Source organism: Paenibacillus thermotolerans (assembly GCF_028745515.1).
Classification (GTDB): domain Bacteria; phylum Bacillota; class Bacilli; order Paenibacillales; family YIM-B00363; genus Paenibacillus_AE; species Paenibacillus_AE thermotolerans.
This window is the reverse complement of the sequence record NZ_JAQZSG010000028.1, coordinates 14,550-38,154: the sequence shown is the minus strand read 5'-3', so window position 1 is coordinate 38,154 and position 23,605 is coordinate 14,550. Positions and strand designations below refer to the sequence as shown.

Here is a 23,605-nt window from a genome sequence, read left to right as displayed (position 1 = left end):
AATCCCCCGCTACACTTTCAGCTACCTTACCGCCCCCCAACCAGCAACACTACCGTTCACCCGCCTCATTCCAATCCAGCTTCTTAACGCTCGCCCACCACATCCACACTTTCACCGCCCCCCGGCACACTACCGGCACTTCAGCTGCTTTACCGATCCAGACGTACGTTCAAACTCCAGCATTTTTCCAATCCCCACCGCCGCAAGGCCAAAACAAAAAAAGGCCGCCGAAGCAAGCCCGGCAACCCTATATCAATCACTCCGCCGCATCTTCCGCGCCTTCGTTTCCTTCCGCCCCCGACGTTGTCTCCTGCGCGGGCACGATCGTCGCCGACGCCTCATCCTTCACGTACTGATCCTGATCGCTTCCCCACACCCAGTCGTAATTCGTAATCGACGGACGAACGTCCTGTTTGCCGTTTTTGTTATCCAACCGCTGCCACATCCTTTTTTTCGGAAAGTATGCGGCAACGCCCCTGTATTTATGCATAAGCGCCGTTAACCTGCAGACTCCTCGGGCTTCCCTTCCGGCTTAATCACCCAGGCAAAATGAAACTGCATCAGCGAAGCGGCAACGATCACCGCGCCAAGCCACCTGCTGTATATGTCCGCCGACAGCATGATCAAAAACAGCAGCCCCAGCACCCGGCCCGCATTAATGAACGATTCGCGCGCCACGATCGTCTCGATCCGCAAATTTCCTTTCAAGGGCAGCTGGCCCACCAACCGGTAATGATAGGCGGAGAACGAATTGACCAATAACGGCGTAAAGCCGAAAAACGATACCGCGAACAGCAGCACCGACCACACATGAACCCCGAATACGAGCAAAATAAGAGCGCCGGAAGTAAAGCTGACGGCTGCAACCATAATGTAACGCTTCGCCAGCTCTCCCCGTCCGAACCGGGACAACAAATAGCTCGTCGTCACGGTCAAAGCGAGCAGAAGTCCGCCCGCATAGCCGACCAAATCCTCCTTCTCCAACACGGCGTAAAGCAAAATATTCGGCAAAAACAGCATCAGCCCTTGATACATGCCGATAAACAGCCAGCCGTACAACCCGTGGCGAAACGGCTTGTTTTTCCGATAAAGCAACGGCAGCATCCGCAAATAGTACGATTTATGATGCGTTCCGACCGACTTCAGACGGAAGCTGCCGACCGTTGTAAGCAAAAACATGAAGAAGGCCAGCGTAAACACGATCATATAACCCTGCAAACCGCCGCTTCTGCTGATCAGAAAGCCCGCGAAAGCCGGCCCGATCAAGCCCGCCAGGTTAAAGGCGATCGAATTCAAGCCTAGATACCGAATGCGGTTGTCGTCAGTAGATACGTCATACATCAGCGTCAAATAGCCTAACCAGTAAAATCCGGCGGATATGCCCGAAAGCAGCGCGAACAAGTAAAAGTAATCGACGACCCGCTCTCCCGCAACGATCACGAAAAAATAAAACAGCGCCGTCGAACCGATCCCGAGCCGATACGTGAACAACCGGTCCCGCGTCTTCGCGAACTTCCCGGCAAATGCGAAGGCGAAAGGGCCGATCACGTAGGTAAGCAACGTGTATAACCCGTTTATAAACAAGCTTTCCGTCAGCCGCCATAAGTATAAATTCAGAAAGACGCCCGACATGGAAGCGCCCAGCTGATAGCAGCTGTGAATGGCGATCGTCGTCGCCGCTTCCTTCGACAGCCGTTTCTCCGGCGGTATGCGTACTCCTCCCGGGGTCGGTCGTTTCCACTGGATGATATGCGGGAGGCCCACAGGCTTCTCACCTCTTTGAGTAGTTGTGAATCACCTCATTGTATTCGCGCGTCCCCTTCGTTAATCCTGCAAACATAAAAAGCATCCCTGCCGCCGTTATACAATAACGGGGAAGGGATGCTTCTGCACAGTACGTTATTCGCTTTTCGGAACGGCACAGATCGTTACGATTTCGCTGCCCTTAACGGAGAACGTTGCGCTTCCTTCCGTCGCAGGGATCGGGCTCTTTCTGCGCTCCAGCACGTCGCTGTGAAGCAGCGCCTCAACCGGGAAGCCCGGCTTCACGCTTACTTCCGCCGCCTCCGGCGCCATATTGAACCAACGGACGACGATATCGCCGCTCGATTCGGCCGCTTTCAGCGTAGACAATGCAAGCGTGTCCGCTTTCCACTGCAGCCACGAGTGCGAAGCCGGCAGGCTGCCTTCATGAACGTCCGCTTGCACGGCCGCCCAAGGCACTTGGAACTGATAGGCGGCGGCGAACGATGCGTAGCGGTCTTCGCCGTGCGGAATGATCATGTATTCCATCGTATGAACGCCTTTGCATTGCGCCTCCGGCGTCGGGAATACGCCCCAGTCGCCGAGCTCTCCGACCGCGCGGAGCAGCGTCACGGCGATCGTCCCGCGCCCGTCGCGCAGCACCTCGTACTCGTTCAAGCCCTTGTTGGCGATCGTAAGTCCCGCCTTGCCGTCGTTCAAGTTGACGAACGCTTGCTGATGATGGCAATAGCTCGGATTTTTCCACTCCGGTGCAGGCTCGTTGTCCCGCTTCGCCACTTCGAAGATGGAATCGGCGTAATGCACGGCGCCGTCGATTCCCGTCGGGAACAGCACGCGAAGCCTGTGATCCTCGGCTTGATTGTCGAACGTAGTGCTGATCTTGACGCCTTCCGCATGCTTCTCCAGCGTAACGAGCGTCTTAATGGCGAGCGTAACCGTCTCGGCGACGCGCTGCGCCTTGCGGGCGTTAAACCAAACAATCTCATCGCGCTCTTGCTTCAGCAGTTCGTCGGCCCGCTTCGGCACGTTCAGCATAAGAACGGTTTCGAACGTCGCGCGGTACGGCGTATCCTCCACCAAGCGGATATCCGCTTGGAGCGCTTCCGTCGTAATCGGAGCTTCGCCAGGAGGCTGCATATACATATATTCGTTGCCGATATCGCCGGTATTTTCATATACCCCAAGGCCGGCAAACGTACGGCCGCTGCGCTTATCCGTCACTTCGAGCGTACCGTTATCCGCGATGCGGACGCGCAGCAGCTCGTTCTCCATCGTTCGTTCCGATACGACCAAGCTGCCCGAAGCGGCGGCGGACTGCGCACCCTCGACCCAAGCGTACGTTTGATAGCCGACGGAAGGCACGTTCACGGCTTCGAATTCCAGCTCCACCGTTCTTGCGAAATACGGCTGGCGGAATTTGTCGTTCGGCAAATCATAGCCGAATTGAATGCCCAGATCCTTCACCGTGCACGGCACGGCGTTGCCTTGTGCGTCGACAAGCGTGCGCTCGCCGAGCGGCAGCTCCTTCACCATGCTGCGCATTTGCTCGAAATTGTAGCCCTCGCGGAAGTATACGCGTTTGACATCGAGCTTCACGCGCACCGTTCCGCTGCGCGACCAGCCGGTCGTGTTCCATACGATGAGCGGCCGCGCCGATTCGCCATAGTGCTTGAACGCGCTCGTGTCGATCAGCTTTTCCAAATATTCCGTGCTCTGATCGACGATCGATTCCGCAACATGGCGGCTTTTCTCAAATCGGGTCATCATTTCCCGATGCACCTCATCCACGCTGCAGCCGCAAATGCTGTCGTGCGGATGGTTTTGCATCAACGTTTTCCACGCATACGTAAACAAGTGCTTCGGCGCTTCCTTGCCTTGCAATTGCGCCACGGCCGCCAGCGGCTCCGCTACTTTCTCAAGCAGCGTTTGGCCGCGCTCATTGGCCTGCTTGATATATACGCGGGAGGAAGCGGTGTTGACGAGCGTTCCCCAGCCGTCCGTCCGCTGGCTGCGGAGCTCGCCTTTCACGACTTGCAGCTCCTCCGGCAAGCTTTCGCGTACGGCAGCGATATAATCATCGAAGTTGGAATGGACGAAGTTTACGTCCGGGAACTGCTTTCTTGCGTCGGCCAGCGCCTGCGACAAATTCTTCTGAACCGGCTGGTGATCGCAGCCGTTCATGAACAGCAGATGCTTCGTCGAGGCGAATTTTTCGGCTGCCGTAATGCGGCTGTCCCAATACTTCTTAGCCGCTTCCTCGCCTGCAGCCACTTCATTGCCGTTGCTGTACCAGTTCGCAAACAATATGCCGAGCACCTGCGAGCCGTCCGGAGACTGCCATACCATCTCCGAATACGGGGATTCGTAATTGGCGTTATGATCGACCGTATTGTTGAAGCCGGTCGGCGTTACGCCTCTGCCGAACACCGCCGTATCGATATCGGCCTGCTTCAAAATTTGCGGCGCCTGCCCCATATTCCCGAACGAATCGGGGAAATAGCCCAGCTTGGAGATCGAGCCCCAGCCCGCGGCGTCCTTATGTCCGATCAGCAGGTTGCGGATGTTCGCCTCGCTGCTCGTCAGGAACTCGTCCTGCAATATATACCATGGGCCGATTTGAATGCGCCCTTCGCGGATGAGCTTCTCGAGCTGCAGACGCTTTTCCGGGCGAACCTGCAAATAATCTTCCAAAATAATCGTTTGACCGTCGAGATGGAAATACCGGTATTCCGGATCGTTCTCCATCAGCTCGATCAAGTCGTCCATCAGCTCAACTAAACGGACGTGATGCTTTTCGTACGGTAAATACCACTCTCTATCCCAATGCGTGTGGGAAATGATGTGCGCTGTCTTTTTGTGCCCCATAATGTTCTGTCATCCCTCGTTTCAAGTAGGCGGCTTCTATTGTAGATGAAATACCGCTTTGCTGCTTCCCACTACGATGCTTGCGTCGTTTCTTATCTCCCTTTGCGAGAGCCGATACATACGTTCGATCGTCTCTTTGTTGTCGTAATTGATCTGTTCCAGAATGGACGCAATGATTAACGGCCACTCGTCCTCGGAGCCGTCCAGCACCTTCAGCGCGAACGCGATGCGCTCCTTCCGCAGCGCAAACCCGTAGATGCCCTTGGCTCCGCCCTTGGCCGAGATGTTCGGGTCCTTGAGCAAATTCGAGCAAATGAACCACGGTGCGGACACGTAATCGTGATTCTCGTTCATAAGCCGGGAAACCTCGGAGGCGGCTTTGCGCAGCTCCGGCTGCTCCAGCAAATCCGGGCAGGCAAGCTTTAGGAACATGTTTGCAATATTCCGCAGCGGCAGCGCAAAAACCGGAAAGCCGCAGCCGTCGATGCCGAGCGTAATCTCGTCGGCGGACAGCCCGGAGAACGCCGAAACGGCCTCCAAAATTTCCTTCTGCGCCGGATGATCCTTGTCCGCGTATCCGTCGGTGCCGTAACCCATCGCTTTGCAGAGCGCCAACACGCCCAGATGCTTGCCGGAGCAATTATGGTATAAGCGCCGCTGAGGCTTGCCTTCAACGACCAGCAAATCCCGAAACTTCGGGCTTAACGGATACGTCGAGGCGCAAACGAGCGCGCTTTCGTCGATTCCGATTTTGCCGAGCATCGACTCGAGCGCCTTCATATGGTGCGGCTCGGCGCGATGCGAAGCGGTAAGCATCGTCAACTCCTCATCGGTAAGCCCGAACTTGGCGCCGATGCCGTGCACGAAGGACGGAATCGCCTGAAACGGCTTGGCGGCCGAGCGCATATAGGAAACCCATTCCGGGTCTCCTGCGCTGTAAATGACACGGCCTGTTTCATCGACCCCGCAAATATGTCCGTGATGCACGTTTTCCAGCGCGCCGCCGCGATGCTCTTCAACCAAAACCTCCGCCATGGTTCATCCCTCCGAGAACGTTTCCCGCTCATTGCCGGGAACGAATTATGTTCGAATCGAAATCCGGAATGTCTTAATTTCGTACGGCTTGATAAAGAAACGAATCGGTTCGCCGCGAACCGGCTCGCCTTCCGGCCGTTCCATCAGGTCGCATTCCTGCCAGCTTTCGACGGAAAGCCCGCTGCGAATTTCGACTTTCTTTCTCGCGCCGGCGTATTCATGCACCCGCAGCACGATCGCCTCGCCGTCCTCCGATTGCTTCACCGCATCGACCATAATATGGTCGCCGGCGATGCTGAAAGTGGATAGCTCCGGCTGTGCCGCCGCGCCGCGGATCCACGTAAGCGGCTGGTTCAGATGCCATGCCTCCTGCGCGGTCTCGCCGTCGATCCAGCTGCCGGAGTGCGGCAGCAGCGCGTACGTAAACAGATGATAGCCGCGGTCCGCGTTCGGATCCGGATGCGTCGCCGACTTGATGAGCGACAAGCGGATCGTATGATCTTTAATGTCGTAGCCGTATTTGCAATCGTTTAGCAGGCTGACGCCGTATCCTTGCTCGGAAAGATCCGCCCATTGCTGACCGACCGTCTCGAATCTCGCATAGTCCCAGCTCGTATTCCAGTGTGTCGGCCGCTTGACGTTGCCGAACTGCACGTCGTAGGTCGCTTCCGTGGAGCGGACCGCGACCGGGAACGCCGCTTTAAGCAGCTGCTTAGGCTCCTGCCAATCCGCCTCCGTCTTAAAGTCGATCCGGCGGCTTCCGGCATATACGATCATGTCCTGTTTCACGACGGAATCCATGTATTTCCACTCGAAGCGAACAACCGCGCGCACCGGGCCCGACTCGACCAAGCGCACCGATTGCAGCTCCGTAATTTCTCTCGACTTTTCCTGATAGAATAAATCGATGTCCCAAGCCTCGTGAGCAAGCGGCTTGTCTTCAAACACTTGCAGCACGTTGCCGCGGGCTCCCTCCGCCAATACTTCCCGCTCTTCGGCGAGATCGAAGATCGATGAGAGCTGACCGTGCTCGTTCCATTCGATGCTGTAATGCGGCGTACGGATGCCGTTCGGCCGCGATTCGAACGGAGCGGCTGCCGGCTTCGAGACGGCGGCGCCGGCTTCGAACGTAAGCGTGCTCCAGCCCATCGACGGGAGCGCGCCGGTCTTAACGACCCATTCGGAGCCGTTATGCTGCGCCTCCAGCTCGTTGCCGCGGGCGTCGAGCCAAGCGCCTTTCCCGCTACCGTCCGCAGGGACGACCAGTACGTCTTCTCTCGTCCAAGGCGCTGAGTTGAACACCGTCACTTGCTTCGCGTTCGGCTCGGCGGAAAGTCCGTTCGCCGCTTGGCTCCACGCGTCAACCGCAAGCTTCTCCGCCTCGGCGTATTCCGCCCGGCTGTCCTCGTATACCTCTTGAATCGAAGACCCCGGAATAATGTCGTGGAACTGGTTGCGGAGAATGATTTTCCATCCTTCGTTCAATTCCTTCGCCGGATAAACGGACTTGCCTCCGCTCAACTGCTCGCTTACCGCGGACAGCCACTCCGTTTCGCGGTACAGCAGCTCGAGCTTGCGGTTCATTCGCTTGTTGTAGGCTTGGCTTGTGTAAGTCCCGCGGTGATACTCCAAGTACAGCTCGCCGTCCCACGTATGCACGTAGCTGTCCGTGGAAGCCACCGTATCCTGCAGCTTGCGGAAATATTCGCCCGCCGTCAGCGTCTTTACATGCGGCAAGCCCGGAATGCGGTCAAGCCGTCTGCGCATTTCCAGCATCTCGCGGTTGACCCCGCCGCCGCCGTCGCCGTAACCGTACGAAAGCAGCAGCTCTTGGTTTACTTCTTTATCCCGGTACGCGTCCCATATTCCTTTAACCGTCTTGGCCATAATTCTGCCGTTATACGTGTAGAACCAGGAGCCCGGCTGCGACCAAGGCTCCGGGGTCGTGATGAAGTGCGTGAGCACCTCGGTGCCGTCTATGCCGCGCCACTTGAACGTATCGTGCGGCATGCGGTTATACTGGTTCCAGCTGATTTTCGTCGTCATAAACGTATCGATGCCGGATTTTTTCAAAATTTGCGGGAGCGCCCAGCTGTAGCCGAATACGTCCGGAAGCCACAAATAATCGCATTCCACGCCGAACTCGTCGCGCAAAAACTTCGTGCCGTACAAAATTTGCCGCACTAGCGATTCGCCGGAGGTCAGGTTGCAGTCGGCCTCAAGCCACATACCTCCCGCCGCTTCCCAGCGCCCTTCCGCCACCCGTTTGCGGATGTTCTCGTATATTTCCGGGTAATCGCGCTTTATATATTCATACAGCTGAGGCTGTGTCTGCAAGAAAATATATTCGGGGAAAAGCTCCATTAGACGCAGCACCGTCGAGAAGGAACGGGCTCCTTTTTCCCTCGTATGCTTCAATCTCCAAAGCCAGGCGACGTCGATATGCGTATGGCCGATCGCGTACACCGTTACATTGTGATGCTTCTCAAGCCGGTTCAGCTCATCCTCCAGGAATTGTCTGGCAGCATAAACCGAATCGTAAAACGCGCCGGAGCCCGGACGAGACCAGTCGATGAGGCGGAACGAGCCGTCGAGCGCCTTCAGCAGCAGCGCGCGTTCGCTCTGATTCGCGTCCAAATTTTTAACCGTATCGAATACGGCCCAAGCGGTGTAAAAGAAATCGTCCGCCGTCTCGTCAAGCCAGCAAATCTCCGACATACGGATCGCGTGCTCCTGATCTCTCGGGACGCCGCCGCCCTCAAGGCCCGACCATAGCCGGAACGTGAACGATACCGTTCGGCCTGCAGTCTCCGCGGGAAGAAATACTTCCTTATGATTGGAGTCGACTCCTTGATACGGCTTGCCTTCCAGGAACAACAGCGATTCGAAGCCGGAATTGTTTCCGCCGCCCGTATCGCCGAAATCAAACCGCCCGAGCACCCGCTTGCCGGCCCATTCCGCCGGAACATCCACATCGGCGTCAAGCCACAAATATAGGTCGCGTCCCTTCCAGCGGTCCCCGACCTTCATCGCTTTCCATTCGCCGTCCTTCGTCGGATACGCTCCGATTTCACCGGCTTCGTCTACTTTGCTTCTCCACTCGGAAATCGTACGGGCGTCTCGATATCTATAACCCGACAGCTCTCGGAGTCTGGCTTCCAATTTCGATTCGGTCAAAAACATAAGCTGCTGCCTCCCTGTATGCTGATCACTGTTGCTCTCGCACAGCCATTTCGAACGCCCGCTTCGCCTCGGCGACAAGCGCTTCCGATATCGGTTCAAGATAGCTTCCTTGGTTGCGTACCCCTGAACCGAGGTGAACCTCCGTTACTCCGCTTGCTTTCACAAAGCCGTAAAGCGAACTCGTTTCAAGACCCGAACCGGCCATTACGGCGGGACCGGCGGACTTGCGGCGCAACGAGGCCAGCTCGCCGAGCTCGCGAACCGCATCCGGCGCTTTCGGCTTGCCGCCGGACGTAAGAATGCGATGCACGCCCGGATAACGGGCAAGCGTGTTGTAAGCGTCACGCAAATTCGACGCTTCATCGAACGCCCGATGGAACGTCACGCCGACGCCCTCCGCTTCCTCCAGCCACTCGGCGAGAGCCGCCGTATCGACCGCTCCGCCACGGGTCAAGCCGCCGACGACGATGCCGGCGGCGCCAAGCTCCCGGATGACGCGAATGTCCCGGCGCATCAGCCGGATCTCGTCCGCATCGTAGCAGAACGAACGGCTGTGCGGGCGAACCATGACGTTCACCGGTATGCTCACGGACCCGACGACCTGCTCGATCATGCCGAAGCTCGGCGTCAGACCGCCTTCCGAGATGGCGCTTACCAGCTCGATCCGATCCGCGCCGCCCGCTTCTGCGGCTCTCGCATCGGCCGCGCTCGTCGCAATAATTTCTAACATATATTTCATATCCGTCATATCGCACACTCACAGCAAAAAGTTGTTATATCTAATAAACTAAATACGTATTAATTATATGTTTTACTAGGTATCGTGTAAACAGTTGATATATTTTATTTCTTTCCTAAAAGCCGCTAGGCCCGTTTACGAACCTTACGGCTTGCACCGTTTCCCCGGCATATTCCAAACCCGTTCCTCTTTAGCGTGCCTGTTTATTGGCTACAATCTTTTGCTCATAAATAGAGCATATCAGATTGGTTAGTTTCAAAAATTTAGCTTATTGGCTTTCTTCAAGTGAGTTCTGTGGGTTTAAGATCATTTTTTGAGCGTATGAGCAACAGACGCCGTACTTTAGGGTAACAGCTAGTGGAATAGTATCAATTTTTGAGTCTAGAGCTTCCACTAAGCTCAAAGTTTGATACGATCACGAAGTCGAAGTTTAAAAAGGGGTGCCCGTATCCGAAAAATTTATGCTTACTAATATACCAGAAAGGGGAACCTCACGGTCCCCCTCCCGACATAGCCCGGCTACAGTCGCCGTCTGCCTTATAACTATACTTCGTTCCAAATTCGGCGAAGATTGTCCATACCGATTTTGGAGCCGACTTTGCAGTCTTCCATCCCTTCGAACTCAACGGTAATATATCCGTCATAGCCGGACTTCTTTATCAGCTTGACGATCTCGACGATTTCAATGTCGCCTTGCCCGACGATCGCGCCGCGCAAATAGTTGCCGTGCGTCGTGCGGAACCAATCCCCGCCGCCCGGATTGCTGTAATACGGCCGAATGTAAAAATCTTTGAAGTGAATCACGTTCGCGTACGGCAGGTTGTTCATTACGCCGATAATCGGCTGCTCATCCACGCACAGGAAATTGCCTACGTCAAGCGTCGTCTTGAAGTTGCTTCGGTTCACCGCCCGAAGCACCCGCTGCACGCGCTCGCTGGACTGCACCGAGAAGCCGTGGTTTTCAATCGTAGTCGTTATCCCGAACCCGGCGGCATAATCGGCAATGCGGCGGCTTCCTTCCACGATTTGCCCGAACGAATTCTCGAAATATTCCAGCGTCTGCTTTTCCGGCGGAAGCGTAAACGCCGTCACATCGTGGCGCATGCTCGGGATACCCATTCGGTGAAGCAAATCGACATGCGTCTTGAGCCGCTCCACCTCCGCCTCGAACGCCTCCTCCGTCTCCTGTACGAAGTTCGCCGGCAAGCTGTAGTTGGACAGCTCGATCCCCGCTTCATCCGCCTTTGCCCGGAGCGCGTCGGCAAGCTCCGGATTGTCTACGAGCGTGTAACCGTAGGGAACGAGCTCCAGATGCTCTCCGCCGTTTTCTTTAATCCACTGAGGAATATCCAGCACATGCATGGAACCGTCTTTTAACGCTGCAAGCAAGCTGTAAGAGCTCAAACCGATTTTCACACGCAACCTCTCCCGTCATTTATTCATTTTAAAGACATTGTACCGCAAGAAAGCTTCATTAAGGTACTAGTCGTTCAAATTGTTCGCTTCCGGGCCGGGACCGGCCGATTCCCTGAGAATCCACGAAACAGGGACGTCTACGCGTTCATGTTGACGGGTTCCGGATTCCAATTGAGAGACGATCAGCATGGCGGCCCTTTTGCCGATTTCCACGTAATCTTGTTCGACCGTCGTGATCGGAACGTCCGCGTGAAGCGCAAACTCTTGGTTGTTGTCAAAGCCTACGATCGAAAGCTGACCGGGAATGCTTATTCCGAGCTCGATTGCCGCCTTAATGACATCGAAGGCAACCATATCGTGTTCCGCCTGTATTGCCGTTACTTGCAGGTCGAGCATTTGGGTAAGCACCGTTTTGTAGAAAGCTTTTCGGCTCATAGGACTCGTTTCGGCCTCCGGAGGCATTTGGCTGAATATAAGATCGGGATCCAGCGTTATGCCTTTGTCGGAGAGCGCTTTGCAATAGCCGAAAAACCGGTCCCGTACGGTAGAACGGTACTGAATGTCGATGGTGGACAAGAAAGCGATACGCTTATGTCCCAGTTCGACCAGCTTGCCGGTTGCCATATAGCACCCGTTATAATTGTCCGAAACAACGCTCCCCATAGTCAGAGAGCTGTAATACTGATCGATGGTCACAATCGGATAGCCGTTCGAATGAAGGGAATGAACAAGATCCAAATTGCGCTCCGTGCTGACCGGATAAAGAATAATTCCCGACGTTCCCCGCTTGGGCAATGACCGCAGCAGGTCGCGTTCCTGCTCGCTGCTCCAATCGCTGTTGTGAATGCTGAGATAGTACCCCTTTTGTTCCAAATAAGCGGAAAGCCCCGGAATATATCCCAGCATATTGTTTGAGGCCACATACGGGATGATCATCGAAACAATCTGGCCCGTAGGGATTCCCGGTTGCTCTCCCGCGGCAAACTTTCGGCTTTCCTCCCGGTTCTTGACGAAGCTTCCGCTGCCCCTTCGGCGGTAGATCAACCCGACGCGCTCAAGCTCGATTAATGCCCGCTTCGACGTGATCCGGCTGACGTTGAATTGTTCGGCAAGCTCTACTTCAGTCGGCAGCTGCTGATCGGCGGTATATTCGCCGCGAACAATCCGGCTGCGCAATATTTCGAAAATTTGACTGTACAATGGCTTCTCGCCATTCAACAATGAATTCACATCCCGTCCCTCATTAACCCGTAATTCCGGTTCTTTCCACACTTTCAACAAAGTGCCGTTGTACGAATAGATAGAGAATAATGAGCGGGATCATCATCAGGAATACGCCTGTATTCATCAGCATAAGCTGATAGATCGGATCCGGCTCCTTCAAGTTCATGCCCATACCCATTAGCTCGGTAGACAATACTTTCACGCGGCTCAGGAACAGCGAAACATAATAGCTGTCGTTCCATTGCCATACGAAAGAGAACAGCGCCACCGTGATGAACGCCGGAGCCGCGTTAGGCACCACAATGCGAGCGAACGTGCGGAGCATGCCGCTGCCGTCCACGAGAGCCGCTTCCTCCAGCTCCTTCGGAATGCCGCGGAAAAATTGCCGGAAAATATAAATATACAATCCGTTCTTCAGGCCCATCGCGGTGCCGGAAGAAATAAAGAACGGCCAGAACGTATCGATCAGATTGAAGCTTTTATGACCTGTCAGCAACGGAACAAGACCGAACAAATCGAAATAGCGATACGTCATGTAAACCGGAATCATGATCGTTTGCGGCGGTACGACAATGGTGAACACGACGAGCGCAAACAACAGACCGCTGCCTCGAAACTTTAATTTCGCGAACGCGTATGCCGCGAGCGAGCAAGAAATCAACTGAACGAGCGTCGTTCCTCCCGAAATCAGCACTGTATTCAACAGAGCGGTCGGATAATCGATCCCTTCGATCGCGAGCCTGATGTTATCCCATGTGAAATGCCTAGGAATCCAAAGCACCGTCGGGTCATAAATATCCGCCTTGTCTCGGAACGCGACGGAAAGCCGTAAAAACAGCGGGAACAAAATAATAAAACAGAAACCCGCGATCATGACCGTCCGCGCGATGATCCATAACCAGTGCTTTGCTTTCTCGATCGGCTGGTGCTGCTCCACGATCCGATTAAGTTGTGCTGCAGGCAGTTTCATTCCGCTTTCCCCCCTTAATCGTAATAGAACACTTTTCTAGAGATGAGTCCGACCGAGACGGACAAAATAATGGCGACCACAAGGAAGAACACCCAGGACATCGCCGCGCTCAGACCGAAGTTGAACTGCGAGAATGCCGCCCTGCGAATCAACTCGTTCACCGGGCTTAAGCTGAACGAATCGATAATGGAATAAACGACGTTCGTAAGAATGAGCGGGGACACCATCGGGAACGTTACTTTCCAAAAAATTTCATACCCGGTCGCTCCCTCGATTTTCGATGCCTCATACAGCGCAGGGGAAATCGACTGCAAACCGGCCAGGAAGATCAATATTTGGACGCCGGAGGCGCTGATAATGTCGTAAATCCGATCGACCGCTCCGGTTAAATAAAACACAATGCTCGGCGGGAAGCCCGAATCCAAGAGCATCTTCCGCAGCTCAAAGCTTTTCATAATGCTTTCCTGCCCGGCGCCGGGGTCTCCGCCCATCCCCCCCATCGTCATGCCGCCGACGAAGAAGCTGATGCTGATCCCTGCAATCGCACTGGATGTCAAAATAACCGGGAGGAAAAATACGGACCTCGCAAACGCCCGCCCTCTAAAGTTCTGATTCAGCAGCACCGCCACGAACAAGCTGAAGATGACGATGATCGGCACGTTGACAACCATGTTGACGATGGATTCCGTCAGCATCCTCGGATAATCCGGGTTCGTGGTGAACAGGCTCGTATAGTGCCCGAATCCTTTATAGACGACTTCAAAGCCGCCTTCCTTCAATTGAATGGTGCTAAGGCTGTATCTTAGCGATTGAATCAGCGGCAGTACAAATAACAGGATCATACCGATGATAAGCGGGGTTGAGAACAGGACGCCCATCCAGGCTCTCTTCTGTTCGAGAGTCAGCCGTTTCTTCATCATATTCACTCCCCACCTTTCGCTAAATCGCGGTTAACCTGCGTACTGTAGCTTTGCGGGTCGATGGTAACCCCGCCGACCGTGACCGCCTTCTGATTGTAATTCACCGTAACCGTTTGACCGCCCGCAAAAACCGTCATATAGACTCCGTCCGCAAGCTTGCGGTGTCCGACGATCGGCTGATTGCCGACGCTGCCGAGCACCTTGTCCGCTTCCTGATAAATGCTCACCGCTTCATCGAACCAATCTTTATAGTACAAGGCGTATAGCCCGTTGAAATCGGTGTCCTTCACGACGGACGGCTCATTGAAAAACCATTGGTAATATACGTTCGAGCCGGTCTCGAGCGCCTTAAGCATCGACAGACGCGGATTTTGGTCGCCCGCCATGTTGAACGGTTCGCCCGCCAATTGGAAGTAACCGTGCAGCGCAATTTGATAGAACGGCACATCTTCGTCCACCAGATTCATGCCCGAGCTGCGCGTCGGCGCATGCACGACCCACTTCGCGTACGGCAGCGAGTAGGCGTTGCCTGTGCTGACCATTACGGAATTCGTCGCGTTGTTGATGGAATAGAGCTCGCCTTCAATCGTTTCCAGTGCCGACTGGCGGTCGACCGGATGGGATGGCGTATAGTCGGAGTTCACCTCGCCGCCGAGATCTCTCAGCGACAAGCCGCCGATGCCAAGCTTCTTGTAATCGTTCAAGAACCCGTCGACAATGCCGGAAAGCTTGGCTGTCGAGACGATATAATGCGAAAACTTCTCCATGTCCTGCGTATGCATAATCGGATCGTATTCATACACTTTCGCTTTGTTGCGGTTCAAAAACTCCGCGGCGGTTTTCGTATTTTTGTAGGCTTGAAGGAACGCGGTATCCGGAAACAGCTCGACCCCGTTGTTCTTCGCATAATCGGCCAGCTGCTTCAATCCCTTCGTTCCGCCGAGCACGCCGGAAGGATTGATGTCTGCAGGCGAGTCATGCCTGATGCCGCCGTTAAACCAGCCGACATAGCGGAGCGCGACCCGGCTTACGTCATTGTTTCGGAGCAGATCAAGCAGCTGCTTCGTCTCGTCGAACGTCGTCAACGCTTCCGTTGACTGATACGGAACGCCGAGGAACGACTTTTGCTTACGAAACGCTCCTGCAACCTCCAACACGAACGGAGACTTTTCCTCTTCAGATAAAGGTTTTAAATCGTATTTTTGGACCAGGTAGCTCCGATACAGCGTCGCCATGCCGACGTAATCGGCGGCAGCGCCATCCGCGAATGCGTAACGGATTTGAATATTGCCGCTATACGGCTGTTTCTGGAACATCGGAACGGAGCTGCTGCGAGTTCCCGAAGTCAACGTATAATAGTCCATCGTGATCAGTTGATAATCGGTGCCGATGCTGTTGTACGATCCGTAACGCCCGCTTATGTCTGCTGTGATCGACGCCAGCGCATCGCCGTCCTCAATGATCCCGATGAAAGCACGATCATTCTGTTTCATCCCGAAGACCGGCAATCTCGAAACCTCGTTTTCCTGTACCTTCTCTTTTACAACATACGTACCGTCGGGGCCATAGATCGGCAGCGTAAGTGGTTCCGCGGCAAGCTTGCCGTTGTTCAGACGAATGAGCGCCCCCGAGCCGTCCGGAACGAGCATGTAGCCTTGTTTATCCCCTCCCGCCGAACCGAAATATTTCAGAACGCCGATCGAAGCGATCGGGAACGATTTCGGATACTTCACTTCTCCAAGCGGAACGGAAACGACGACCTGATCGTCTTGAAGAGAGTAATGAAGCGGAACGGTGAACTGGACTGCTTCAACGGCATCTCCCGCGCCACCGAGACCGTTCTCCTCGTTGTCCCAAGCGGCATCTTCCTTCGTATAGCCCGCCTTCTCAAGTATGAGAGCAACTTCCTCCGCGACATGGTTATTCATCGTCCGAGCCGTGTACAACTGCTTCTTCTCATCGTACCTGTACTTATAGAGCAGCGACTTCTTCATCTCTTCGTCGTCTAGCCTGCTAAGGATTTTCTCCTCCATCCGCTGCTTGGATATCGCCTTAGGAATGCCTTCTGTCGGAGCTGCGACCTTGCCGATCACGTACTCGATATTGATCCCGTCCGGAGTCTGGCTGATCGTAAACTGTTTTTTCCTAACGCTCTCATCATAGCTGTTGAAGGTGGACAATTGTCCCTTGCTATTGTAGTAGGTCACCGTCAGCTGCGATGCCATCTCCGACTTGAAAAGCGGAGAGGCGATTGCGTCGTTCTCCTTGCCGACCGGATTGGAAAACCAGACATAGCCGTCCTTCTTTTGCCGAACCGCTATTTCGGCCGTTTCCCGGTTAACGTAGAGCGCTAAATCGTTATTTTCCGCAGCTTTCTCCATGTTCGCAAGCGCCGCCAGCTCCTCTGCGGAGTTGGGAGAAGCTTTCCCCTGTACGGGAGGAGAAAGCGGACCAACAGCCTTAGCCGGGCCGGCCGCCGCAACGACGGGTGCCGCGCTGTCGCCGCCCAAGCCGCGAAACCCGAAGTAAACGCCGGCGGTTGCGATCAACACACATAAAATTCCGATCAACCATTTCTTTGTCGTCGTCATATCCTCCCCCCCTTTACAATCTGAAGCCGATTTCATGATAGAGTGATATGACAAAGCTGACCATCTGCTGAATCATGCTGAAGAACAGCAAGCCAAGGAAGAGGATAATGCCAATCACTACGAGCGTCAGCAGCATCGTGACGACGGTTTTGCCGGGCGTATATTGATGCACGGTCATCGTCCCGACGAATAGCAGCCAGACGGACCATACATATGCGATCGTCTCCAGCAAATGATAGAATGAGCCCTCGTCAATCGTAATGATGTTGCTGTATAACGTCTGAGGCAGCGCGACGATTACCATCGGCATCAAGGCATAGCCGGTGGCCATGATGATTTCCTTGAATTTCCCTTCCCCTTCCATCAGGGTGGTAATCGACCAGTTCGCGATAACCCATAGAACAAACGGCAGCAAAACAAACTTAAATTCATTCAAGCTGTTAAAATCTGCCAAGTTGTTGTAGTTCACAACGAAACCGCTGAATTGCCGCTTGATGATCGAGAACAGTGCGAGCAGCAGCAGGATCAAGAAGGCGACTTTTACCCGGCCTTTCTGCTCGAACTTCATTTCCCAGAACCCTTTATACGGATGAAGCATCGTATAGAAAGGATTTTTCAGCACCCCTACCTCCTGGTAGAAGGCGCCCGCCGTGCGGCGCTTCGCAAGCTTTAACGCACCATAGATCAGGACGACGATCAAGATCACGCCCCCTGCAATGTAACCGAAGTTATCGAATACGACCTCTTGGCGGTACCGTTTGAAAGCTTCGGAGTAATATTCGCGGTTGTTGCCCAGCTTGAAATACTTCATCGCTTCTTTGTTGTCGCCCTGCTTCAGCAGCGATTTGCCGATGCCGATATAAGCGACTTCAAAGTTGCTGTTCATCTTAAGCACTTGCTTCCAAGCAGCCGTAGATTGATCGGCTTTGCCCGCCTCGATATTCCGAACGGCGCTTCGGAGCTGAAGACCGTATTCCGTCGGACGGAACACGGTCAAACGGGCTAAATCCCGATCGAGAATAAGCGTGCGTTCGCCGAGCATGCCGATCGCGACAGGCGTCCGGAATAGCCCTTGCTGGCTCCCCAAGCCGCCGAAAACGTACAGCAGGTTGCCGTCCTTATCGTAAGTAAAGATGCGGCCGCGTTTGGAATCGAGCGCGCTGTACATGCCCGCTTCATCCGGCGCTACATCTACGAAGATGGAGCTGCCCGGACGGCTGCCTTTCATGGAAAATTTAACGTCCCCTCTCGGGTCGAAATAACCTTTGCTCCTCAAAACATCAATGCCTGAAATATTAAGCCGCTTGATCGGATTGCTGTCCATCTCTTCCGAAGTGGTCGTATACATAAACCCGTTGGGCTCGATTGCGACGTTGTTGAATTCGGTCGGAATAAACTGCGCCATTTGTTCGCGCTGCGCTTTTGTAGAAATCCGTTTCCACAACAGATCGATCGGATCGAATTTCACCCGGTTCGTCCCTATAAAGCCTTGGAAGATGCCGTCCGAATCGAATTCCATGATCCCTTCGTACGATCCGCGGCTAATGACGTAAACCTGGCCGGCTTTATCCGCTACCACCTTCGTCGGCGTGTACTGGAATACGGACCGAATCAAAGGCGATTCGGTCAGCCCGAATTGCCTGATCAGACGGCCTTCCGCCGTCAGCACGACGATTCTCCGGTTTTGCGTGTCTGCAACATAGATGTCGCCGTTCGGGGCTGCGAATACGCCCTCCGGCTGATTAAACGAGTCTTGCTTCCCGTTGTTGTCAAATTCCCGCAATACGGCTTGCATACGGAATTGATCGTCCATTACGACGATTCGGTTGTTTCCCGTATCCGCCAAATACATTTTTCCGTCGGCTGCCACGTATAAATCCTGCGGAGAAGAGAGCTTGCCTGCTCCTATGTCCTCTCCATATAACGTCTTGTCAACCACATATGCTGCGGGTGCCGGATTCGGCTCGCCCCAGAACGAATAATTGTAACCGGGAGCCTGCTCCGCTAACGCGAAAGGCGCCATGGATAACATGAGAGCGGCGGCGAACAGCGTTGCTAGTATTTTTTTCAAGGTCAAGACCGTCACCCCCGCTATTCTTTCATGCCCGATGTGGACATCGTCTGGATCACGTTACTTTGCGTAACGATAAACACTGTGATCGGCACGAGCATCATCAGGAAGGTTACGGCCGCGACCGGTCCTGTACGCGCGATGCCGCCGGCAGCGATTTGGCCGAAGACATAGTCGATCGTCTTCAGCTGTTCGCTATAGATGAATCGATGGCTCACCGAGCTGCTGGACCATAACCCCTGCATCGAAAAGATAATGAGCGTCAGCCAAGCCGGCTTAACGATCGGCATGACCAGCTGCCAGAAAATACGATATTCGCTGGCGCCGTCGATCTTGCCGGCTTCGATCAATTCGTCCGGAAGTTGCTCCATGAACTGCTTCATGAGATAAAGTCCGAGCGTAGAGCCGAATGCCGGCAGAAGGATCGCCCAATACGTGTTCAACATGCCAAGCCACGAAATCGTCATATAGTTCGGAACGGCCGTGACATAGGACGTAAACATCAAGGACAGCACGACGATGTGAAACAGTATGTTGCGTCCCGGAAATTTCAGCTTGGCGAGCGGATAGGCGGCGGCCGACGCAATGATGACGTGACCCGCCGTACCGACAATAGCGATAAAGAACGTATTGAATACATATCTGGAAAACGGTACCCAAGAATCCGCAACAATGTCCGGCAACACCTTAAAGTTATACAGCGTTGGATTACGGACAAAAAATCTGGGCGGGAACGCGAAAATTTCGTCCAACGGCTTAAACGCGTTGCTGATCGCAAACACGAGCGGCAGCGCCATAAAAGCGGCCACGCTGGCTAGGAGGAGGAAAAGAAGAATATCGACCGACCAAGAGCGATTTAATCTTTTCCTAAAAATCGCCTTCATTCTTCTAGTCACCCACCTTCCGCAAAAGCTTCTGTGTAATCAAGTTGGTGCCGAGCATGAGCGCAAACAAAATCGTCGCAATCGCCGAGGAATACCCCAGGTTATAGCGGATTGTGCCGTAGTCGATCAAGTGAGTCACGATCGTATGCCCTGCGTAATCGACGCTCGGGAAACCGACGAGGTTAATCGAAATATCCGCAACCGCGAATGCGCCGGAAATTTGAATCACCGCACCGAACATCAACTGCGGGCGCATCGCCGGCAGCGTTATAAACCATAGCTCCTGCCAACGGTTTCGGATGCCGTCGATGGCCCCCGCCTCGTACAAGCTCTTGTTAACGGTCTGCAGCCCGGCGATAAACGCCAGGAACGATGTGCCGAGACTGAGCCAAAGCTGCACGACAATCAGAATGCCAAGGATATAGTGGGAATCCTTCAGCCATTGAACAGGCTCCAGCATAAAGCCCCAGTTGATCAGGAAGGAGTTGATATATCCGTAAGCGTCGCCCGAGAACATCAGCGCCCAGATCAGAAAGGCGTTGCCGGAAATCGACGGAGCATAAAGCACCAGCGTCAGGAACGCTCTCAGCTTAGGCGGCAGCTCGTTGATGAGCCATGCAAACAAGAAGCAGGCCATATAGCTGATCGGTCCTGTAATAGCAGCGAACAGCAGCGTATTCTTGACCGCGATCAGGAACACATCGTCCTTAACCGCCAGGCGGGCATAATTTTCAAACCCGGCCCAGGTGGGAGGTTCCAACATATTAAAATGGGTAAAACTAAGTAAGAAGGACATGAGAACGGGACCGACCGTAAAAACGAAGAAGATAAGAAAATATGGTGCCAGCAGCACATAAGCATGCTTATTTTTCTTCATTTCCCCGAACGTGCGGGAGGGTACTTTCCGTACCCCCGCTCCGGGAAGGCGCACCGCTTCCTGTACCTGTTGTTTCATGGTGACACCCTCATTTCTTATAAGGAAGATGGAATTCCTTGCGTTTCATCGTAATCTCGTCGTTGATATACTTAATATAGTAGTCGAGCGATTCGCGCGGATCGTCGCCTTGGTTGATCACTCTGCGGAAGGCGTTGTCCAGATGGCGTCCGGTGAAATAGCCGCCCGGGACTTCCGGAATACCTTTCAGCCATTCCAACTGCTCCTGCAATGTGCGGTATGTGCGAGTCGGCCACGGCAGCTGGGCCAGCGCTTCCAAGTTGGCGGTCGGATATCGGCCCGAAATCCCGAGGCGGGTTTCAATTTGGCGCCCGAACGTTATTTGCGTTTCCTTACTCGTCCACCAATCAAGGAACTGCCATGCGGCGTCTTTGTTTTTCGTCTTCTCGAACATTACCGCCGCGGAGCCGGAGCCGGCCACTTCGCGGTGAAGAGAACCGTCGGCCGACACAACGCCCGGAACAAGCGCGAAATCCCATAAGCCTTTAATTTCCGGCGCAAATACGCTCAGCTTGTTGAATTCCGTATAATCGGCGATCGCAATCGGCATTTCTCCCGTGCGGAAACGATTGGCGAAATCAAACTCAACCGGCGTTTTATAATAAACGTAGAAATCGGTCCATTGCTTGAACGTCTGAATGGCCGTCTCGTTGTCCAAAGCGCTTGCCATCTGGTCATCGGTATAGAACGTTCCGCCGTTCTGCATCAGCATCATGCTGTAAGCAGGGTTCGGCGGCATCGCGGATGCGCCTGCCGGCAAAGCCAAGCCCGCGAAGCCGAACTGCAAATTATGCTTCATCAACGTCGGCAATATTCCATAAAGTTCGTCCCACGTTTCCGGAACCTTCAAATGCAGCTCATCCTCGATAATGTCCTTCCGGTAAAACAGCACCGGGAACGTCTGCTCGTTCGGCAGCGCATAAATTCCGCCGTCGTACTGATACGGCACGAACGATTCCGCGTTAAACCGCTTGGCTACGTCCTGGAAGCCGGGATATTTCGACAAATCCTCCAGCGCGCTGCGGCTTGCAAAGTTGACCGGCAAATCGTTCGTCACCGGCAGCGCGACGTCGGGCCCCGCCCCTGCAATCGTGGCGGAAAGCAGCACGTCGCTGGAAACCAGTTTCATGTCTACGTGAATGCCGGTCTTGGCCGTGAACGATCCGTCGATCAGACGCTTAATAATTTGCGCCTGGTCGCGTCCGGAGGTGACCCAGACGGAAATGGAGTTATCATCGCTCGAATCCGAGCTGTAATCGTCGTATTTCTCATAGAACGATGCGAAGAACGCTTGAATCGAGCTCTTCACATCCTGAAACCAGGTTGCTTCCGGGTTCGGAAGCTTCGCGTTCGGCGAGCTGACAATGACATAGTCGATCGTCAGCGGCTGCTCGTTCGTCGTCAGAAGCCATGCGCCGAGCGCACCGACATTGTCTTTGAATTGCTTTAGGCGCGACGGCACCGTATCGGGGCGTTCCGCCATATCCTTCAGCTGCCACGCGAACGAATTCAGCACCGCCGTCCGGTCGCTGCTCTTGCCGCCCGGTCCGTCAATATAAGCCGCGACTTTATATAGCTGCGCGCTCTGCTCGGCGAATACCTCCGACATGTCCGGTATGCGATCTTCAAGATGATAGTCCCGGAACGTATCCGGACTCGAACCGGTAAAGCTGATAATTTTCCGGTACATGCCGTTCAAATCCAGAATGCTGGATTGCACCGACCGCAGCACGTTCGCAAGGTCGCCTAATGCCACTTCCAGACGAATTCGATGCGTTCCTTTCGTCAAATAGAAGTTATACGGATTTTCTGCATCTTTACCCAGCACTGTCATTTGCCAAGGGCTTCCGTATGCAAATCCGATCTGCTTCGCTTCCTCGAAAGGCAGCTCGCCGTCGATCGTCAGCGTGCGCAAAGCGGAGAAGCCGCGCAAATAGTTTTGCCTGTTTTTGAACGCAATCTGGTACAGGCCGTCTTCGGGCACGTCGACTTCCCATTCGATCCATTGGCCCGGAATGCGCCAGCCGTATCCGCCCATTGCATTGTTGCGGATTTTCGACACATGAAACGGTTCCAACGCCGGGCTTGAGCGGTCGTTGTACGGTTGAAGCGACGGAGACGATTTGAACGTCGCGTCCTCGCCTTGAACCTTCACCATGACGTCTTTGGCAGGTTCGTAGCCTTTTTCCTTATATGTGTTCGCCAGCTCATCGTAAGTAGGCGGCGCGCTTGGCTTCTTTAACGTAATCGAATCGATTGCCAAGGGCTCCCTTACGGATGTCAGCTGAATCGTATGTTTTCCTTTAGAAAAATAAAAAAGATACGGATCAAGATTATATCCGCTGTCATCTTTCAACAGAACGTCCTGCCACATGCGGACTTCCACCTGATCGGGCGGCAGATCGTTCCCCCGTTCGTCCCGCATTACCTCATCCGAAGCGTTCTTCCAAATTCTGTGGAACACAAGGGATTTGGCTTCCGAGAACGGGGAGGCGCCGTCAATCGAGAGCTCGCGCTCGATATCGGCATCTTTTCCTGTTACGTTGTAGATGTGCAGACCGATCTCATACAATCCTTCTTGTTCGACATCGAAGCTCCACGCAACGGACCCGCTTTCTTCCGTTCGGATCGCCTTGCCCTGCAAACCTTCATAGTTATCTAGGACGGTTACGTTCATGCCTTCGGCTTTGCTGAAGGCTTCCCCTTCGATCACGATATCGCGGGTTGCCTTTGGCTCGTCTTGATACTGAGACAAGTATTCGGCATAGCTGCCTTTGATGAGCGGGCTGTCCAATTTGGCGGTCGCGCCGCCGGCGGTCTGCCCCTCGGCAAAGCTCGTTCCGACCATCAGGTCCGTACCGGCAACCGAAAAGGCAAGGGCTGCAGCCGTTAGCATAGAAATCAATTTGGGCGACGGACGCCACATAGGACCTACTCCTTTCAAACAATACCCCCAATCCTTATCTTTAGGGATCAGGGGCATTGTTC

General features: G+C 54.2%; 15 protein-coding genes. All 15 read right to left on the bottom strand.

The window, feature by feature from the left end; genetic code table 11:
* Positions 1 to 256 precede the first annotated feature (256 nt).
* The 15 genes from PT964_RS19935 to PT964_RS19865 all read right to left on the bottom strand — a co-directional run bounded on the left by PT964_RS19935 (position 257) and on the right by PT964_RS19865 (position 23,543).
* The gene (locus tag PT964_RS19935) at positions 257 to 433 is read right to left on the bottom strand and encodes a hypothetical protein (RefSeq protein ID WP_274365111.1); all 177 of its coding nucleotides are present in this window, start codon (positions 431 to 433) and stop codon (positions 257 to 259) included.
* A gap of 65 nt (positions 434 to 498) precedes the next feature.
* Positions 499 to 1,764 (bottom strand): MFS transporter, encoded by a 1,266-nt coding sequence (locus tag PT964_RS19930; protein ID WP_274365110.1) that lies wholly within the window; start codon positions 1,762 to 1,764, stop codon positions 499 to 501.
* Between the two features lie 135 nt (positions 1,765 to 1,899).
* A complete protein-coding gene (locus PT964_RS19925; protein ID WP_274365109.1) occupies positions 1,900 to 4,629 on the bottom strand; it encodes an alpha-mannosidase in 2,730 nt (909 codons plus the stop codon).
* A gap of 36 nt (positions 4,630 to 4,665) precedes the next feature.
* Positions 4,666 to 5,664, bottom strand: a complete 999-nt coding sequence (locus PT964_RS19920) for an asparaginase (protein WP_274365108.1) — start codon at positions 5,662 to 5,664, stop codon at positions 4,666 to 4,668.
* Positions 5,665 to 5,709: 45 nt separating this feature from the next.
* Positions 5,710 to 8,847: an alpha-mannosidase gene (locus PT964_RS19915; protein WP_274365107.1), complete on the bottom strand. Its 3,138-nt coding sequence runs from the start codon at positions 8,845 to 8,847 to the stop codon at positions 5,710 to 5,712.
* 25 nt (positions 8,848 to 8,872) lie between these two features.
* A complete protein-coding gene (locus tag PT964_RS19910; RefSeq protein WP_274365106.1) occupies positions 8,873 to 9,595 on the bottom strand; it encodes a copper homeostasis protein CutC in 723 nt (240 codons plus the stop codon).
* Between the two features lie 534 nt (positions 9,596 to 10,129).
* Positions 10,130 to 11,002 (bottom strand): sugar phosphate isomerase/epimerase family protein, encoded by an 873-nt coding sequence (locus PT964_RS19905; RefSeq protein ID WP_274365105.1) that lies wholly within the window; start codon positions 11,000 to 11,002, stop codon positions 10,130 to 10,132.
* 66 nt (positions 11,003 to 11,068) lie between these two features.
* Complete coding sequence (locus PT964_RS19900; RefSeq protein ID WP_274365104.1) at positions 11,069 to 12,232, bottom strand: GntR family transcriptional regulator; 1,164 nt, start codon at positions 12,230 to 12,232, stop codon at positions 11,069 to 11,071.
* 13 nt (positions 12,233 to 12,245) lie between these two features.
* Positions 12,246 to 13,196: a carbohydrate ABC transporter permease gene (locus tag PT964_RS19895; protein ID WP_274365103.1), complete on the bottom strand. Its 951-nt coding sequence runs from the start codon at positions 13,194 to 13,196 to the stop codon at positions 12,246 to 12,248.
* 14 nt (positions 13,197 to 13,210) lie between these two features.
* Positions 13,211 to 14,116, bottom strand: a complete 906-nt coding sequence (locus PT964_RS19890) for a carbohydrate ABC transporter permease (protein WP_274365102.1) — start codon at positions 14,114 to 14,116, stop codon at positions 13,211 to 13,213.
* 2 nt (positions 14,117 to 14,118) lie between these two features.
* Positions 14,119 to 16,707 carry a DUF5696 domain-containing protein gene (locus PT964_RS19885; protein ID WP_274365101.1) on the bottom strand — a complete coding sequence of 863 codons (2,589 nt, stop codon included), beginning with the start codon at positions 16,705 to 16,707 and terminating at the stop codon, positions 14,119 to 14,121.
* A gap of 13 nt (positions 16,708 to 16,720) precedes the next feature.
* On the bottom strand, positions 16,721 to 18,793 hold the full coding sequence (locus tag PT964_RS19880; RefSeq protein ID WP_425262770.1) for a YIP1 family protein: 2,073 nt from the start codon (positions 18,791 to 18,793) through the stop codon (positions 16,721 to 16,723).
* Positions 18,794 to 18,798: 5 nt separating this feature from the next.
* Positions 18,799 to 19,662 (bottom strand): carbohydrate ABC transporter permease, encoded by an 864-nt coding sequence (locus tag PT964_RS19875; RefSeq protein ID WP_274365099.1) that lies wholly within the window; start codon positions 19,660 to 19,662, stop codon positions 18,799 to 18,801.
* A 4-nt stretch (positions 19,663 to 19,666) separates the two neighbouring features.
* A complete protein-coding gene (locus PT964_RS19870) occupies positions 19,667 to 20,617 on the bottom strand; it encodes a carbohydrate ABC transporter permease (protein WP_274365098.1) in 951 nt (316 codons plus the stop codon).
* 10 nt (positions 20,618 to 20,627) lie between these two features.
* Positions 20,628 to 23,543, bottom strand: coding sequence for an extracellular solute-binding protein (locus PT964_RS19865; protein ID WP_274365097.1), 2,916 nt, complete (start codon positions 23,541 to 23,543; stop codon positions 20,628 to 20,630).
* Between the last annotated feature and the right edge of the window lie 62 nt (positions 23,544 to 23,605).

Coding starts and splice junctions, on each gene's coding strand:
- PT964_RS19925 (WP_274365109.1), bottom strand. CDS start 4,629: ATGGGGCACAAAAAGACAGCGCACATCATTTCCCACACGCATTGGGAT.
- PT964_RS19920 (WP_274365108.1), bottom strand. CDS start 5,664: ATGGCGGAGGTTTTGGTTGAAGAGCATCGCGGCGGCGCGCTGGAAAAC.
- PT964_RS19915 (WP_274365107.1), bottom strand. CDS start 8,847: ATGTTTTTGACCGAATCGAAATTGGAAGCCAGACTCCGAGAGCTGTCG.
- PT964_RS19910 (WP_274365106.1), bottom strand. CDS start 9,595: ATGACGGATATGAAATATATGTTAGAAATTATTGCGACGAGCGCGGCC.
- PT964_RS19895 (WP_274365103.1), bottom strand. CDS start 13,196: ATGAAACTGCCTGCAGCACAACTTAATCGGATCGTGGAGCAGCACCAG.
- PT964_RS19890 (WP_274365102.1), bottom strand. CDS start 14,116: ATGATGAAGAAACGGCTGACTCTCGAACAGAAGAGAGCCTGGATGGGC.
- PT964_RS19885 (WP_274365101.1), bottom strand. CDS start 16,707: ATGACGACGACAAAGAAATGGTTGATCGGAATTTTATGTGTGTTGATC.
- PT964_RS19875 (WP_274365099.1), bottom strand. CDS start 19,662: ATGAAGGCGATTTTTAGGAAAAGATTAAATCGCTCTTGGTCGGTCGAT.
- PT964_RS19870 (WP_274365098.1), bottom strand. CDS start 20,617: ATGAAACAACAGGTACAGGAAGCGGTGCGCCTTCCCGGAGCGGGGGTA.
- PT964_RS19865 (WP_274365097.1), bottom strand. CDS start 23,543: ATGTGGCGTCCGTCGCCCAAATTGATTTCTATGCTAACGGCTGCAGCC.